The sequence below is a fragment of the Nicoliella sp. ESL1120 genome, assembly GCF_058508515.1.
This window is the reverse complement of record NZ_CP196383.1, coordinates 994,181-1,009,813: the sequence shown is the minus strand read 5'-3', so window position 1 is coordinate 1,009,813 and position 15,633 is coordinate 994,181. Positions and strand designations below refer to the sequence as shown.

General features: G+C 40.4%; 14 protein-coding genes and 1 other annotated feature. Of the genes, 1 reads left to right on the top strand and 13 read right to left on the bottom strand.

Annotated elements, in window-relative coordinates:
- Positions 1-60: 60 nt before the first annotated feature.
- From ACSYTE_RS04425 to parE, 11 genes are all read right to left on the bottom strand, one after another.
- Positions 61-831 (bottom strand): acetoin reductase, encoded by a 771-nt coding sequence (locus ACSYTE_RS04425; protein ID WP_491716259.1) that lies wholly within the window; start codon positions 829-831, stop codon positions 61-63.
- A 46-nt stretch (positions 832-877) separates the two neighbouring features.
- Positions 878-1,103 (bottom strand) — a binding site (T-box leader).
- A 68-nt stretch (positions 1,104-1,171) separates the two neighbouring features.
- Positions 1,172-2,569, bottom strand: a complete 1,398-nt coding sequence (locus ACSYTE_RS04420) for a hypothetical protein (RefSeq protein ID WP_491716258.1) — start codon at positions 2,567-2,569, stop codon at positions 1,172-1,174.
- A 33-nt stretch (positions 2,570-2,602) separates the two neighbouring features.
- Entirely contained in the window at positions 2,603-2,788 is a 186-nt protein-coding gene (locus tag ACSYTE_RS04415) for a hypothetical protein (protein ID WP_491716257.1), read from the bottom strand.
- A gap of 131 nt (positions 2,789-2,919) precedes the next feature.
- Positions 2,920-3,525: a tyrosine-type recombinase/integrase gene (locus ACSYTE_RS04410; protein ID WP_491716256.1), complete on the bottom strand. Its 606-nt coding sequence runs from the start codon at positions 3,523-3,525 to the stop codon at positions 2,920-2,922.
- Positions 3,526-3,842: 317 nt separating this feature from the next.
- Entirely contained in the window at positions 3,843-4,844 is a 1,002-nt protein-coding gene (locus ACSYTE_RS04405; protein WP_491716255.1) for a DUF3324 domain-containing protein, read from the bottom strand.
- A gap of 8 nt (positions 4,845-4,852) precedes the next feature.
- Positions 4,853-5,446: a hypothetical protein gene (locus ACSYTE_RS04400; RefSeq protein ID WP_491716254.1), complete on the bottom strand. Its 594-nt coding sequence runs from the start codon at positions 5,444-5,446 to the stop codon at positions 4,853-4,855.
- 332 nt (positions 5,447-5,778) lie between these two features.
- Positions 5,779-6,297, bottom strand: a complete 519-nt coding sequence (gene msrA / locus ACSYTE_RS04395; RefSeq protein ID WP_491716253.1) for a peptide-methionine (S)-S-oxide reductase MsrA — start codon at positions 6,295-6,297, stop codon at positions 5,779-5,781.
- 45 nt (positions 6,298-6,342) lie between these two features.
- Positions 6,343-6,768 carry a peptide-methionine (R)-S-oxide reductase MsrB gene (msrB, locus tag ACSYTE_RS04390; RefSeq protein WP_491716252.1) on the bottom strand — a complete coding sequence of 142 codons (426 nt, stop codon included), beginning with the start codon at positions 6,766-6,768 and terminating at the stop codon, positions 6,343-6,345.
- Positions 6,769-6,951: 183 nt separating this feature from the next.
- On the bottom strand, positions 6,952-7,881 hold the full coding sequence (locus tag ACSYTE_RS04385) for a manganese-dependent inorganic pyrophosphatase (RefSeq protein ID WP_491716251.1): 930 nt from the start codon (positions 7,879-7,881) through the stop codon (positions 6,952-6,954).
- A gap of 71 nt (positions 7,882-7,952) precedes the next feature.
- A complete protein-coding gene (gene parC / locus ACSYTE_RS04380; RefSeq protein WP_491717294.1) occupies positions 7,953-10,349 on the bottom strand; it encodes a DNA topoisomerase IV subunit A in 2,397 nt (798 codons plus the stop codon).
- Between the two features lie 68 nt (positions 10,350-10,417).
- A complete protein-coding gene (gene parE / locus ACSYTE_RS04375; RefSeq protein WP_491716250.1) occupies positions 10,418-12,373 on the bottom strand; it encodes a DNA topoisomerase IV subunit B in 1,956 nt (651 codons plus the stop codon).
- Positions 12,374-12,562: 189 nt separating this feature from the next.
- On the opposite strand from parE, the gene plsY reads away from it, so the two are divergent.
- Positions 12,563-13,183 carry a glycerol-3-phosphate 1-O-acyltransferase PlsY gene (plsY, locus tag ACSYTE_RS04370; RefSeq protein WP_491716249.1) on the top strand — a complete coding sequence of 207 codons (621 nt, stop codon included), beginning with the start codon at positions 12,563-12,565 and terminating at the stop codon, positions 13,181-13,183.
- 45 nt (positions 13,184-13,228) lie between these two features.
- On the opposite strand, the gene ACSYTE_RS04365 is transcribed toward plsY, so the two are convergent.
- Entirely contained in the window at positions 13,229-14,110 is an 882-nt protein-coding gene (locus tag ACSYTE_RS04365) for an aldose 1-epimerase family protein (protein ID WP_491716248.1), read from the bottom strand.
- 75 nt (positions 14,111-14,185) lie between these two features.
- Positions 14,186-15,604, bottom strand: coding sequence for an ATP-dependent protease ATPase subunit HslU (gene hslU / locus ACSYTE_RS04360; RefSeq protein ID WP_491716247.1), 1,419 nt, complete (start codon positions 15,602-15,604; stop codon positions 14,186-14,188).
- Between the last annotated feature and the right edge of the window lie 29 nt (positions 15,605-15,633).

The following is a 15,633-nucleotide window of genomic DNA, read 5'->3' as shown; positions in this document are numbered from 1 at the left end:
TTAAAAAATCGACGATCCGTGATTGAACGAACCGTCGATTTGGAATCAATATTTTGTTTTTTAGAGGTAGTGCATCCCACCATCGACCATGATCGATTGGCCGGTAATGTATTCTGTCTTTGGCGATACCAACCAAGATACGACGTTGGCAACATCTGCTGGTAATGCTTCACGACCGCGGTCAATTTCGGTTAAGACGTTGGCGCGTTGTTGGGCGATTGGGATATTCTTGATCTCAGAAGTGCGCTTATCAATTGCATCCCGCATTGGGGTCCTGACCACACCTGGATTGTAAGCGTTCACCGTGATATCATCTGCTGCTAATTCTTTTGCTGCGGATTGTGTTAACCCACGAATCCCAAACTTAGATGCTGAATAAGCACTTTGCAATGCGGAAGCTTCCACACCGGCTAGCGAGGCGGCGTTTACGATTCGTCCACCATGGCCCTGCTTTAAGAATTGCTTGGCAGCGGCTTGAATGCCCCAAAAAGTCCCCTTTAAGTTCACGTCGATCAATCGTTCGAACTTCTCAGGGTCTGAATCAACGATTGAATCAATGAACGCAATTCCAGCGTTGTTGACCCACACGGCTAGTTCACCGAGATCATTGACCGCATCCGCCGCTAATTGAAATACCGCTTTTCGATCAGAAACATCGACCGTATAAGCATGAGCTGAATAGCCTGCATTCTTTAGATCATTTGCGACCTTCACTGCGGATTGTGCGTTAATATCTGCAACAGCGATTGCAAACCCATCCTTTGCTAATTGGTGGGCAATCCCTTCACCAATTCCTTGTCCTGCACCAGTAATAACTGCAACTTTTGCCATTTAAATTCCTCCTTTAAATTAAAAAAAGAGCGCTAACATCCCTAATAAAAAGGACGAAAGCACTCTTTTCCGCGGTACCACCTTATTTTGATAGTTTATAAAACTACCACGCTTTAACTTCTTAACGGAAGGCTCCGAAGTTACTTCATAATTCAACTCAGTAACTTAAAGGATGCAAAGACCATCTTCAATCAAGCAAGACCAATGCTTTCCACCATCCGCATCTCTCTATAGGTCATAACTTAACTTACTCATCTTTTCTTTATTTCGAACAATATTAATTATTAACTACATTATAATCATAATATAACGTAAAGCAACTGTTTGAACTTAGCGCTAATTATTTCGGCATTAGTTTGCCGCCACCAGTTAGCTTATAAGTTTGCCCATCAAGCCAGGCATTACTACTGTTGCTTTTATCATAATAAACGTTATGCCCATTTGATTTGATGTTCTTAATTGAAGTTTTACTGCCAACTAAAGCCGTTAAATAAGAGTCTTTGGTGACGTTCCAACTACTATCTGCACTTAACGTTAGCTTTGCTAAGCCACTGCTATCGGCATTATTGATACTTCCAGATAAACTAGAACCATCCCTTAAGGTCAATGCAACTGAGCTTTTGGCAGCCACTTCAACGTTTCCGTTCAAGGCCTGCTTGGTAGCGGTGAATGCTAGTTTACCGCCGTTACTATTGCTATTGCCCCACCGATCACTAGCGGCTCTAATCAATGTATCAGATGCGTTCGTTAATTTAACGTTGTTCAAATTGATCTTTGCATTCGTGTTGGTGACGTAGAACAATGCTCCCGTATGCTTAGTCGTCCCCGTTGAGCCATCAGTAACCTTAGATGTCAGTGAACCACCCTTCATTGTGAACGAGGCAGTCCCTGTTTTAGAATCACCAGACATACTTTGGTACAACATGACACCATTGTTCTTGTTGGCCGTCAAGTGGGAATCAGCAGCGTTGATATTGTTATCGCCTTCGATCACAGCAGCTTCTGCATCGCTTGCGTTTCCTTGAACGTTCTTAACGCTGATTTTACCAGTGGAGTAAATAATTGGCGAACCATCCCCAGCGGTCTTGAGGTTACCAGTGTTCAATGAAACGCTCCCGCCCCCACGATCAGTGGCTAGGGTTGCAGAATGGCTCCCCTTGGTTGAAATATTAGTGTTAGTAGCAACGATGCTCCCCTTTTGAGTGGCATCTAACCCTCTAGATGAATCCTTTGTGGTATTGATTTTGGCGTTGTTCAATTTAATTGTCGCATTCGATCCAGTTGAGAACACCGCATTCGCCCCGTTGGCAGCTGTTGTCTCAGTTAGCCCATTGACAGTGGCCGTCGCATTACTAGTAACTAGTAATCCGGAGTTTTGGCCAAAAAAATTACTGTTGTCCTCGCTAGTCGTTTCACCTGTTTTTGCGATCACACTATTGTTGAGTGTCAAGTTCCCACCATTTTTGACTAACACAGCGGATTTATTTTTCTGATTGGTGCTAAAATCAGCATCACTTTGCGTCGTATTACTAGTGACGGTCTTGTTACCCGTGATATCAGCACTACTGGAACTTGAGGATGAGTTTTTAGAATCAGGTTTGGCGCTTGGTTTATTGTTTTGGACCATGGCGGCATGGACCAACGGATCTTGGATTTTGTTGATTGGAGTGGCGGTAAATCCTAATAATGAAGCACTTAATAAAATGGAAACTAGAATGTTCTTATGATTTCTTTTCATAATAAAGACTTCCTTTGCTTTTATATTTTGCTATTAATTATCGTCACGTTCATTTCTAATTGTGACCAGACGTTGCGGTTGATAGACCCACTTAGCAGCAATTGGTACCACTAAAGCGATTGAGAGGATACTGATCAATAGTTTATTTTTAATGTTGAATTCCTTCTTTCCTCTTGAATTGACATTAGTATATTTGATTCTGGCATCATTTGGAATCACTTTTAACCAAACGCAAACAAACCTTATTCAACGTAAGGAAATGTACAATGTTTTTAGGAAATGGCTAATAAACTTAAATGAAGCTTAAAATAAAAACACCCTAGAAATCAGAGTTTCTAAGGTGTTTTTATTTAACCAAAATCGATCGTATCAAAAATACTTCTTTTTGTGATCTCATCCAATCCGAGGTAATGTAATGTCATCGCCTCACTAGAATGGTTCAATGACTGCATCACCAATGCAATATTATGGTTAGTCTGCTCATAGAGTCGATATGCGCCCGTTTTACGCATGGTATGGGTACCAAGATAATCAATATCTAATAATTCTCCTGTTCGTTGCATGATCTTATAAAATTGGTTGACGGTAATATGCCGATCTGGATACATGATTGAAGGAAAGAGCCATTCAGAACTTTGATGCCGATTTCTAAGCAGCTTTTGTCGCCATTGTTGATATTGTAATAAATCATTGGCGACTGGTTTTAGATACAAACGGTTTTGCTTCCCAGTTTTTTGATCATGAATGTAACTACTATCCTTTAAGATGCCATCTACATCGAATGCGTCTGAATACTTTAATTTCATTACATCGCTACAACGGAGTAAAGTTGCTTTACCGAGTTGAAAGATCATATAGTTCCTAGGTCCGCTCTTAGCGAAGTTATGCAATAACGTATCCTCTACATCCCGTAGTGTTTGATCATCCTTGATTGGATATACTTTTTCTTCTGCCATTATAATCACCACCTGATGATTATTATATCATTATTTTTAATTAATTCATTAAAACAGTGATATGTTTTTGAGATATGATTATAAAAGCTTTTATAATCACGTTTCAATATCACTATTAGTAAACAACCGTGATATAGACGTAATAAGCAAAAATGAATAAGAGGCGCTCAGTGATCAGTTTCGCTATTGCAGTCGACCAGTTAGTCGAACTGGCCTTAAATCAAAACATCCCTAATATCCCTATCTTGATTACTTGTATAATAAAAACCAACCATTGAACATTAGTTTTGCAATGCTCAATGATTGGTTTCAAATATTTAGGCTCTGTGTTTGCCAAGGTAGTAGACCCCTACCATTAATGCAGCCATCCCCAATCCACCGAATAACAGATAAATTAAGATTGGTGGATGCGATTTGGAATGGACTTGTTTTTGCGTTGCTGAAGCTATCTTTGCATCGATCGTAAAATCATTTTGAAAGTGCCAATGGGCTTTGCCAGAAGTAATTGCTAACTGCAATTTATACTTTCCAGCGTTCAACTTTCGATTTAAAACGATCGGATAGCTCATCCGCGTTAATGGTGCCATGTTCATGTTGGCTTGTTGCTGTTTGAATACGACTTTATTAGTGTTATTATCGACAACCTTAGCATTGATATTCATTTGGCCGAACATCGTTGGCGTTAAGTTATCGAGTTTAGCGATAACAGTTGGATAATCATAATCGATCTTTGCTGATACGCTGTGTAACCCAAGTTTAGTATTAATGATGCGGTCATTTTCATGCAACACGATCGGGATGGCATACGCGATCGTGTTTTTAAAGCTGACCCCTGATTGCTGACTTTGATGCCCACTGCTTCCTTGAATAACGTAAAAGCCACCAGCGATCACCCCATCAAATTTCTTTTTAGGCACGGTAAGCGTGTATTGTTTAATCACCTTTTGGTACGGGCCTAATTCGATTTCTTTAGGGCCTGTGATCAAATGATTAAAATTGACACTACCAAAATAACGGTCCTTTAAATTATTAAAGTTATATTGGATTACACCGTTATCACCAGTAACAGCAGTATTGAAATTCAGCTTTAATTTTTGCGATTGACCACTGTTGTTGGCAAAGACCAGTTTAACATTCAAAGCCTCGCCTGGCTTGACCTTTTGTTGAATGGCAGACGTATTATTAGCATCATCGATCGCTACCGAATAGCTGAACTTAGCATTGCCATCATCCGCATGCCCCGTTTGGCCAAACCCCAATAAATTCGTTGCAAAGCAAATACTAACTAATAAACAGATACGCTTAAGCTTGGTCTTCATTATTGACCCTAGTCATTGTTGGATGCACTAGTCGCAGCCGAATTAACTGTACTTCCGTTAATGGTCCAGTTAATGGAAGCAGAGTATGATGTTGCAACAACGCTTGCGTTTTGATTCAAGTTCAAAACAGGATTCAAGTTCGTGATCGTATGGCCTTCGTTACTCCCTTGAACGACTTGAACGGTAGAATTGTCACCGATCTTAGCAGTGGCGTTTTGATTAACGGTAGCGCCATTATCGGCAGCGGTAGGTGCGAAGTTAATACTCCCGTTCAAGGAATTTTTATTAGTTCCATCAGTTAATGAACTTACGGCAACGGTAACGTTCCACCCGACTGCTCCTAACCCACGATTATCATCGGTCGCAAGGGATGCAGAGGAGGCTTTAGCAGCCGTACTACTATTAGCGATGTCAGATACGGCAACGCTTGTAAAAGTAATGTTAGATGCTGAAGCTGCGAGACTGCCCGGCGTAACGGCAACGTTTGCAGACTGTTGAGTCGCTGCTGAATCAGCGTGGGCTAATAAACCAGTCGTTCCAGCAATTGCTAGGAATCCCAAAGTCGAAGATAGTAATAAATTCTTGCTTGTTTTTTTGAACATAATCGACACTTCCTTTTGATAGTGTATAACTTTAGGGACGTTTATGCGTATATTGTATATAACGCATTCGTACATAAAGTTACGTTTGTTACATAAAGTATTATAGCACTATCTAAATAGGTTGGATATAAAAATATTAACGTTCTTAAATGCCATGGTGGTAGGGATGTATGGTTATTTAAATTTATTTGCATTTTTGCGAGTTGAAAAAGTTAATTGTGTCACTTAAGTGGTAGCTATTTGAAAAATTATTCGTTTTGATGAATAATTATTTATAAATAAAAAAGTACCGTTGAATTGTTCGATTCAACGGTACTTTTTCAAAGCTTTAATTATTTTTCATTCCAGTGTTGTTTCTTGAAGGCTTCACGGCCACCACTTTCTTCCATCACGTAACGGAGTGGATCCTTCTTGTAGAAGTCTTGGTGATAATCTTCAGCAGGATAAAATGGTTTGGCATCTTCAATTTGAGTGACGATCGGTTGATCGAACATCCCACTGTTTTGTAAATCTTCCTTGGATTTTTCAGCGATCTTTCTTTGTTCAGGACTGTTCACAAAGATCACTGGGCGGTAACTATCACCACGGTCTTGGAATTGTCCGGATGCATCGGTTGGATCAGTTTGGTGCCAATAGATTTCAACTAACTTTGCGTATGAGATCTTCTTGGGATCAAAGGTAATCTTAACTGCCTCGGTATGCCCGGTCGTATGGCTACATACTTGTTCGTACGTTGGGTTAGCAACGTGGCCCCCAGTATATCCTGAGACCACCTTTTCAATTCCAGGAATCGTATCAAAGGGCTTTACCATACACCAAAAACAGCCCCCAGCAAAAATTGCAGTTTCCATTCAAATCACTCTTTTCATTTTAGATTTATTCGCATTTGCAAAACATTATTTAAAATCTTTGAGGTATTCTCCATACCCTTCTTCTTTTAATTTATCAACGGGGATGAACTTCAGTGCGGCGGAATTGATACAGTATCTGAGGCCACCGCGGTCTTTAGGTCCATCTGGAAAAACGTGCCCTAAGTGGGAGTTTGCATCCTTACTACGGACTTCATTTCTCACCATCCCATAGGACGTATCTAGATTCGATTTAATATTTTGGTCATTAACGGGCTTCGTAAATGCAGGCCACCCACAACCAGAGTCATACTTATCCTTAGAAGTGAACAATGGTTGTCCACTAACCACGTCAACGTAAAGGCCGTCTTCATAGAAGTTATCGTACTTACCACTGAATGGGGCTTCCGTTCCAGCGTTTTGGGTAACATCGTATTGTTCTCTAGTTAATTTACTTTTATCGTATTCAGTCATTTAAAAATCCCCCCGTAAAAAAATATATCTTACACTACATATTAATAGTTTAAATAATTCGAGATTAATTGCAAATGATATGCTTACAATTTTAAAGTAAGAACTGCTAGATACAAATTGACCAGCTTTCACCACCACGAGATGGTTAAAACTGGTCAACTGAATTACTATTTAGTTCAAAGATTATTCGAATGCTTCGGTTAATGGAGGAACCACTTGTTTCTTCCGTGAAACAACACCTGGCAAGTTCATTACATCGGCATCGTTTAATTTACCATTGAAGGCTTTTTCAACCGCATCCTTAGGGTCACCAGTAACGATCAATGCAGAATTACTGTCTAAGACGTTGGTAACTAATACCAAGTAAAGATCAAAACCATTTGCTGCACTAGCCTTTTCCATGGCGGCCTTAATTTCGTCAGTCCGCTTTAGGATATCTTGGAGGTCAACAACATTAATTTGATCGATCCGCACGTTCTTGCCACCCATCGTGAATGACTTAGCGTCTTGGTCGACTAATTCGTCAGCGGAACTAGCGTCAACGTTCGTTCCCGCCTTTAACATCTTGATCCCGTAATCCTTGTAATCAACATCGGCAATCTTAGCCAATGCTTCCACTGCATCGCGATCTTGATCAGTGGTAGTAGGTGATTGTAATAATAGAGTATCTGAAATGATTGCTGATAGCATTAGACCAGCGATCTTTGCAGGCACTTCAACGTTGTTTTCCTTGAAGAGCTTGTAGACGATCGTACTAGTACAACCTAGTGGTTCTTCACGCATGTAAAGTGGCTTTTCAGTTTCAAAGTTACCCACCTTGTGGTGATCAACGACGTGGGTGATGGTAACATCCTTAATGTCACTGACACTTTGTTGGAATTCGTTATGGTCCACTAACATTACGGAATCGACTTCTGGCTTAGCAGCCGTGATTACCCGTGGTGCTGGTTCGTCAAAGTAATCTAAGACGAACTTCGTTTCATCATTGACTTCGCCCAATGCAACGGCTTCAACATCGTGACCTAACTTATTTTGTAGGTATGCGAATGCCTTGGCTGCGTTAACTGCATCGGTATCTGGATTTTGGTGTCCAAAAACTAATTCTTTACTCATTATTATTGCCCCAATTCTATTAGATAGTTAATATAATGACGCTTCCATTATATTTTAGCACTTTTTGGAAATTAATTTAAAGCTTTTTGAATTGAAATCGGTTCTCCTTCTGATTTAACGTCGATTACGAACGAACCGTTCGAATATCGTTCACTCATTGGGTGATCGATCGGAATCACATCATGCATCCGTCTTCTGTCGGTATAGACATGCAATGGTTGTTCTAAATCGATCGGTGCGACCGTCACAAAAGCAGCGATTGCATGTGGTTGGGACTTGAGGGCCTTTAAGATGATCACCCCGCGCCGTCCTCTTCCAGCTAATGGGATTTGATTGACAGGTAGGTTTTTATAAGCCCCTCGTTGAGTTACGATCGCCATTATGGAATCCTCAGTCGCTAATTGACAACCAGCGACTTGGTCATCGTCTTTTAGATCGATCGAGCGCACCCCAGTACTTTTAGCACCACTAAATGACACTTCACTTAGTTCATAACGTGTTGCCATCCCATTTTGACTAGCAACTACGACTTGGTGGTCGTTCAGATCGCCAGTCAGGTATTCGATCGTTAAGACTTGCGCCGCAGAATCCTTTAACTTCTCATACACACTGGCATGACTCTTATAGGTCCGCCCTGGTAACAACTTGTTAAATTCGGTTAACTTGATATATCCATCGCTAGTGGCAATCATAAAGTGACCGACTTGTTTGAGATCCTTAAAAGCAAACGTCTTGATGATCTTTTCATCATCGGCAAGCCCAATCGTCTGTGAGATGTGTTCACCCGTGTCCTTCCAACGCGTCTCTGAAATTTCAAATACGGGGCGATAGATCAAATGACCCTTATTAGTAAACATCATCAAGTGATCACGAGTGTTCAATTGTTGCATGAAGATGGGATGATCATCTGATTTCAAACCATTTTCGTTGACCTCAGAGGCCCGATAGGATCGAATACTACTACGTTTCAAATAACCATCGTCACTAACTAATACCATGACATCTTCATCAGGGACCGTTACCTTCGTGCTGATCTTAAGGTTTTCGATCTCGGCTTCCACTTCACTGAGGCGACTTGAAGCATACGCCTTCTTGATCGCACGCAACTCGTTTCTAAGCACCGTGTCTAACTTTTTAGGGTCAGCTAAGATCGCCTTGAATTTATCGATCTGTTCAGCAAGAGCGGCTGCTTCTTGGTTTAATTGCGTAACGTCAGTATTCGTTAATCTGTATAGCTGTAAATTAACGATCGATTCAGCTTGGGCCTTGGTGAAGTCATATTCATGAATTAAGTTCTCGCGTGCAGAAGCCTTATCCTTACTTCCGCGGATCGTTTTGATCACTTCATCCAGAATTGATAACGCCTTGATCAACCCTTGCACGATTTCTTGACGATCTAAAGCCTTATCTAAATCGAATTGGGTCCGCTTTTTCACCACGAGTCTTTGAAAATTAAGGTATGAACTCAAGGCACGCTTAAGCGATAACCGTTCTGGACGCATGTTATCGATGGCGACCATGTTGAAGTTATATGAGATCTGTAAATCCGTATTCTTGAAAAGATAGTTCAAGATCCCCTTAGAATCAACATCGCGTTTCAATTCAATGGCGATTGAAAGTCCATTACGATCACTTTCATCCCGCACTTCAGCGATTCCATCGATCTTTTTAGCGATTCTGATTTCATCCATCTGCTTTACTAACTGCAGTTTGTTGACTTCGTATGGAATCTCAGTGACCCGAATCAATTGCTTGTTACCACGAAGGGATTCGATCGCCGTCTTAGAACGAACAGCAATGCGACCCTTGCCAGTTTCATATGCTTTTTTGATCTCATCGATTCCCTGGATGATGCCACCCGTTGGAAAATCGGGGCCCTTGATGTATTGCATTAGGTCCGCAAGCGTTGCATCTGGATTCTTTTGCAATGCGATCACGGCATCGATCACTTCCCCTAAGTTGTGTGGGGGGATGTCCGTTGCATAACCAGCAGAAATTCCAGTTGCACCATTAACTAATAAGTTCGGAAAACGTGCTGGGAGGACAACTGGTTCATATTCGGTATCGTCAAAATTCAATACCCAATCAACAGTATCCTTATCAATGTCTCTGAGCATTTCACCTGCGATCTTGCTGAGCCTTGCTTCCGTGTACCGCATCGCAGCAGGTGGATCCCCATCCATGGATCCATTGTTACCATGCATTTCGATCAATGGTTCACGTAGCTTCCAGTCTTGACTCATTCTTACTAATGCTTCGTAGATTGAACTATCTCCGTGGGGATGAAAGTTACCCATTACGTTCCCAACCGACTTAGCGGCCTTTCTGAACCCCTTATTATAGGTATTTCCATCTTTGTTCATGGCATAGAGGATTCTTCTTTGAACTGGCTTTAAGCCATCCCGCACGTCGGGCAACGCTCTTTCTTGAATGATCGACTTTGAATAACGACTGAATCGTTCACTCATGATGTCTTCAAGCGTTAGCCGTTCAATTGTTTGTCCGTTCTTCAATTAATTGGGCCTCCCTTGATTAACTATTTAGCAGTATTGTCTAATATACTGCCTTCTTCTTCTAGGTTGAATTGAACGTTATTTTCGATCCAATCCCGTCTAGGCGCAACTTTATCACCCATTAAGGTCGTAACTCTGCGATCTGCTAATTTAGCATCATCGATATGGACCTGAATTAACGTCCGAGAACTTGGGTCCATGGTCGTTTCCCATAACTGGTCAGCGTTCATTTCACCGAGTCCCTTGAAACGTTGCAGGGTATATGGTTTCTTGAATTCCTTGGTCAATTTTTCCATTTCATCATTGGTCCAAGCGTAAGCGGTTTTTTCCTTTTTGCCGACCTTTTTTTGCACCTTGTAAAGTGGTGGTAAGGCAATGTAGACACGTCCAGCTTCGATCATTGGCCGCATGTACTTGTAAAAGAAGGTCAAAAGTAGGATTTGAATATGGGCCCCATCATCATCGGCATCGGTCATGATGATGATCTTGTCGTAGTTCGCATCTTTAATATTGAAATCAGAACCCACACCAGCGCCCACGGTATAGATCATGGTGCTGATTTCTTCGTTCTTCATAATATCAGGTAACTTAGCCCGTTCGGTGTTCAAGACTTTCCCCCGTAGTGGCAGGATTGCTTGATGCTTACGATCACGGCCCTGTTTAGCAGAACCACCAGCTGAATCCCCTTCGACTAGGAACAATTCATTCTTAGAGGCATCCTTAGATTGAGCGGGGGTCAGTTTACCGGATAGTAACCGTTCTTTTTTACGTTTTTTATTGCCACCACGACTTTCATCGCGGGCCTTTCTAGCAGCGTCGCGTGCTTGTTGGGCGCGTAATGCTTTTTGTACTAGTTGTTGGGCAAAATCACCATTTTCCATCAAAAAGTAAACTAACTTTTCGCTAATGATGCTGTCAACGATCGAACGCGCTTCTGGAGTCCCTAGCTTCCCCTTTGTCTGCCCTTCGAATTGCAATAGTTCTTCTGGGATCTTTAGTGAAATGACTGCTGAGAGCCCTTCTCGAACATCAGAGCCATCTAATTTTTTATTGCCCTTTAATAATCCTACCTTCTTGGCATATTCATTGAATGCCTTCGTCCAAGCACTCCTAAATCCAGATTCGTGGGTCCCCCCATCCTTAGTCCGCACATTATTAACGAAGGAGAGTGTATTTTCGGTGTACCCATCGTTATATTGAGCTGCCACTTCTACCTTAATACCGTCCTTAGTCCCATCGAAATCCATCACTGGTCCCAAGGTATGCTTACCCTCATTGAGGTATTCAACGAATTCTTCGATGCCCTTTTCAAAGTGGAATTCATCGTGTTTTTGTGGATCGCTTCGTTCATCGGTCAACGTGATCTTGATCCCCCGGAGTAAGAAAGCTGATTCACGCAGGCGTTCCTTTAAGATCTCGTAATTGAATACCGTCGTGGTAAAAATTGCAGGGTCGGGCTTAAAAGTTACCTTCGTTCCGCTGTGTTCATTGGTCTTGCCCAAATCTTCTAGCGTCCCGATCGGATGCCCACCATTTTCAAATCTTTCTTGATACTTATGCCCGTCTCGGACGATCGTGACCATTAGTTCTGTCGATAGAGCATTGACAACACTGGACCCGACCCCATGGAGCCCTCCAGATGTTTTATAGCCACCATTTTCGGAAAATTTACCACCTGCATGTAACACGGTGAGGATCACTTCAGGAGTCGGTTTACCAGAAGAGTGCATCCCAACTGGCATTCCACGCCCATGATCCACGACGGTCAAGCGATTGTCCTTATGGATCGTCACGTTAATTTCATCGCCATAACCAGCTAATGCCTCATCAACGGCATTATCAACGATTTCATAAACCAAGTGATGGAGTCCACTGCCGTTAGTGGATCCAATATACATTCCTGGTCTTTTACGGACAGCCTCTAAGCCCTCTAAGACCTGAATGGAGGAATCATCATATTCTTGTTTTGATTTAGCCATTATGAGAAAACTCCTTTATCTTTCAGAATACAGTCTATATAATAATAACTTATTTGAACAACTTTGCAAATTTATTAAAACGAACGCCCTAACGTTATATGGTATAATGTTTTAGTATGAATAATTTGTAAGTGAACGGGATGGTTAATTTGCATCATTACGATTAACCAATTTATTGGGAGGTTCATTTTGAAAGTCGCGGTATTATTAATCATAGCATACTTATTAGGTTCCATTCCGAGCGGGATTTGGATTGGAAAAACTTTTTTTAACGTTGACATTCGACAACACGGTTCCGGGAATATTGGGACTACTAACACCTTACGAGTGTTGGGACCAATTGCTGGGTCAGTCGTTTTAATTATGGATATTGCTAAGGGTTCCTTATCAGCAGCATTACCATTAATTTTTAACATTAATTTAGGTTCGATGCACTTAACTGAACTAATTTTTGGATTGTTCGCTATCTTAGGGCATACCTTTTCGATTTTCGATCGATTTAAGGGGGGCAAGGCCGTTGCAACTAGTGCGGGGATGCTACTAACCTATAATCCAATTTTATTCGTTTTAGCAACGTTAGTATTAATTACGGTTTTATACTTGAGTAGCATGATGAGTCTTGCTAGTCTTTGCACATTTATTTTTGTCTCGATTGTGGCCATTTTGATCCACGATTCATTATTGGCAACGATTGCGATTATCCTAACTATCTTTGTCTTTTATCGTCATCGTAAAAATATTCAAAGAATCATCAACGGGAATGAAAGGTTAGTTCATTTTGGGATCAAATATAAACACAGTAACCATTAAATAATTAAAGACGCTTACCGAATTGGTGAGCGCCTTTTTTAATTTCTAGTACACCGTAATGTTGAATTGAGCATCAAAACGACCACCCGCATCAAGACGATTGATTCCCTTTTTATGAATCAATAATCCATCAGATTCGACATCGTCAGCAATCCCCCACCATGGTTCAATACAGACGAATTGAGCATCCTTAGGATATTGAGACCATAATCCCATGTACTTCGCATCTTTGGCCTGCAATGAGACCCGATGCTCTTCTTGATTAAGAGCGTTTTGTATCATAACATCGACCGAACGGCTGTTTAGATCTAAGATTACAGCATCATTTTTAAATAATTCTCGATTAATGTTGATTGGTTGTTTTAAGTTCAATTCAGTACTATCCTTTGCAGAACTCAATGATTTTACTAGTGGAATTTGAGGATAGCTTTCACTTGGGGTAACTTTGATTTGATAATCATTGAATTGATGATCAGGAATTAATGGAACGTTAAATGCTGGATGGGCCCCAATTGAAAAGTACATCGCCCGATCAGCTGGATTCATAACGGTTAGATCAACCTTTACCGTTGTTTTATCTAATGTATATTTAACGAATAGCATAAAATCAAATGGATATCTCTTTTTAGTCTCCGCATTTGATTTTAAGACCATTGTGATCGAATCATTCGTTCTGTCACTCAATTCAAATTCCATATCACGAGCAAAGCCGTGTTGCCCTAATGAATATTTTTTACCTTCATATTCATATTGATCGTTTTTGAGCCGACCAACGATTGGAAATAATACAGGGGCATGCCGTCCCCAAAAATCAGGATCAGCCTGCCAAAGATATTCAATTCCGTTATCACCCTTGATACTATTTAATTCAGCACCCTTTGAATTAACTTTAATTGTTAAGTTATCATCTGATAAAGTGAATATCATGCTATCATCCTCATCTATAATTAGTTATAAATCAATTCTAGCAAAAAAATTAGCTTAAATCACTTAATTACATAATTAAAGAATAAATTGAGATAGATTTTGGTCCTTAGCCAAATGACCAACTTTATTTTCAACATATTGCTCAGTAATCGTAATATCACCCATTTCCATGTCTGGGCCCTCGAACAAGAGGTCTTCTAATAGTTTTTCTAAAATCGTATGAAGCCTTCTAGCTCCAATGTTTTGAACATCACGATTAACATTATACGCAATTTCGGCAATTTTTTGAATAGATTCAATAGTAAAAGTAACTTTAATATTATCGGTTCCGATCAATGCAATGTATTGCTTAATTAGCGCATTATTAGGCTTAGTTAAGATATTGACAAAATCTTCCTTACTAAGTGAATCTAATTCCACTCGAATTGGGAAACGCCCTTGTAATTCAGCGATTAAATCACTGGGTTTACTTTCAGCAAAAGCCCCAGAAGCAATAAATAGGATGTGACTAGTATCAACTAGCCCATATTTGGTGTTAATGTTAGATCCTTCAACGATGGGGAGAATATCTCTTTGTACCCCTTCTCTTGAAACTTCACCCTTATTTTGGGATTGGCCACCGACAATTTTATCAATTTCATCAATAAAGATAATCCCTGTGTTTTGCACTCGGTTAATGGCTTCATGGTAGAGGTCAGCATCATTAACTAATTTTTCTGATTCCTCTCTGATTAATACTTCACGTGCTTCTGAAACCTTCAAATGGGCTTTGATTTTTTGTTTTGGTAGCATACTCCCAAGGGTGTCATTTAAATCGATTCCCATTTGACCAAGCATGTTATTTTGCTTAGAAATTGATTGTTTAGGGTCGTCCATATCAATTTCAACCATGCGGTCTTCAAGTTGGCCTAATTCAAGTTCCTTTAAAATTTGAGCACGCTTTTGTTTTACTTCTTCACTAACTGGCTTTCGTTCAGGTTGTTCCATGTTGGTAGGCATTTTACCCTTTTGTAATTGGTTCAACATGTCCATCATGTTCTTCATATCTGCATTTTGATTTGCTTTTTGGTTATCATCTGGAACCATCAATTCAGCAATCCGTTCGTTGGCTCTTTGTTCAGCTTGACCAGCAACCTTGCTAAACCGTTCATCTTTAACCTGTTTAACAGCATTTTCAACTAAATCTCGTACCATCGATTCTACATCACCACCAACATAACCCACTTCAGTGAATTTAGTTGCTTCGACCTTAACGAATGGAGCATTAACGATTTTAGCTAATCGTCTAGCAATTTCAGTTTTACCGACTCCAGTAGGTCCAATCATTAAAATGTTTTTGGGTGTAATATCTTCTTGCATTGCTTTTGATAGGTGCATCCGTCGATAACGGTTCCTTAATGCAACGGCAACTGCTTTTTTAGCGTCATCTTGACCAATGATATATTCATTTAATTCTTTTACGATTTTTTTTGGGGTTTTATCAATTGCTTTCATCTTGAATCTCCTTAAAATTAGTCTAATTA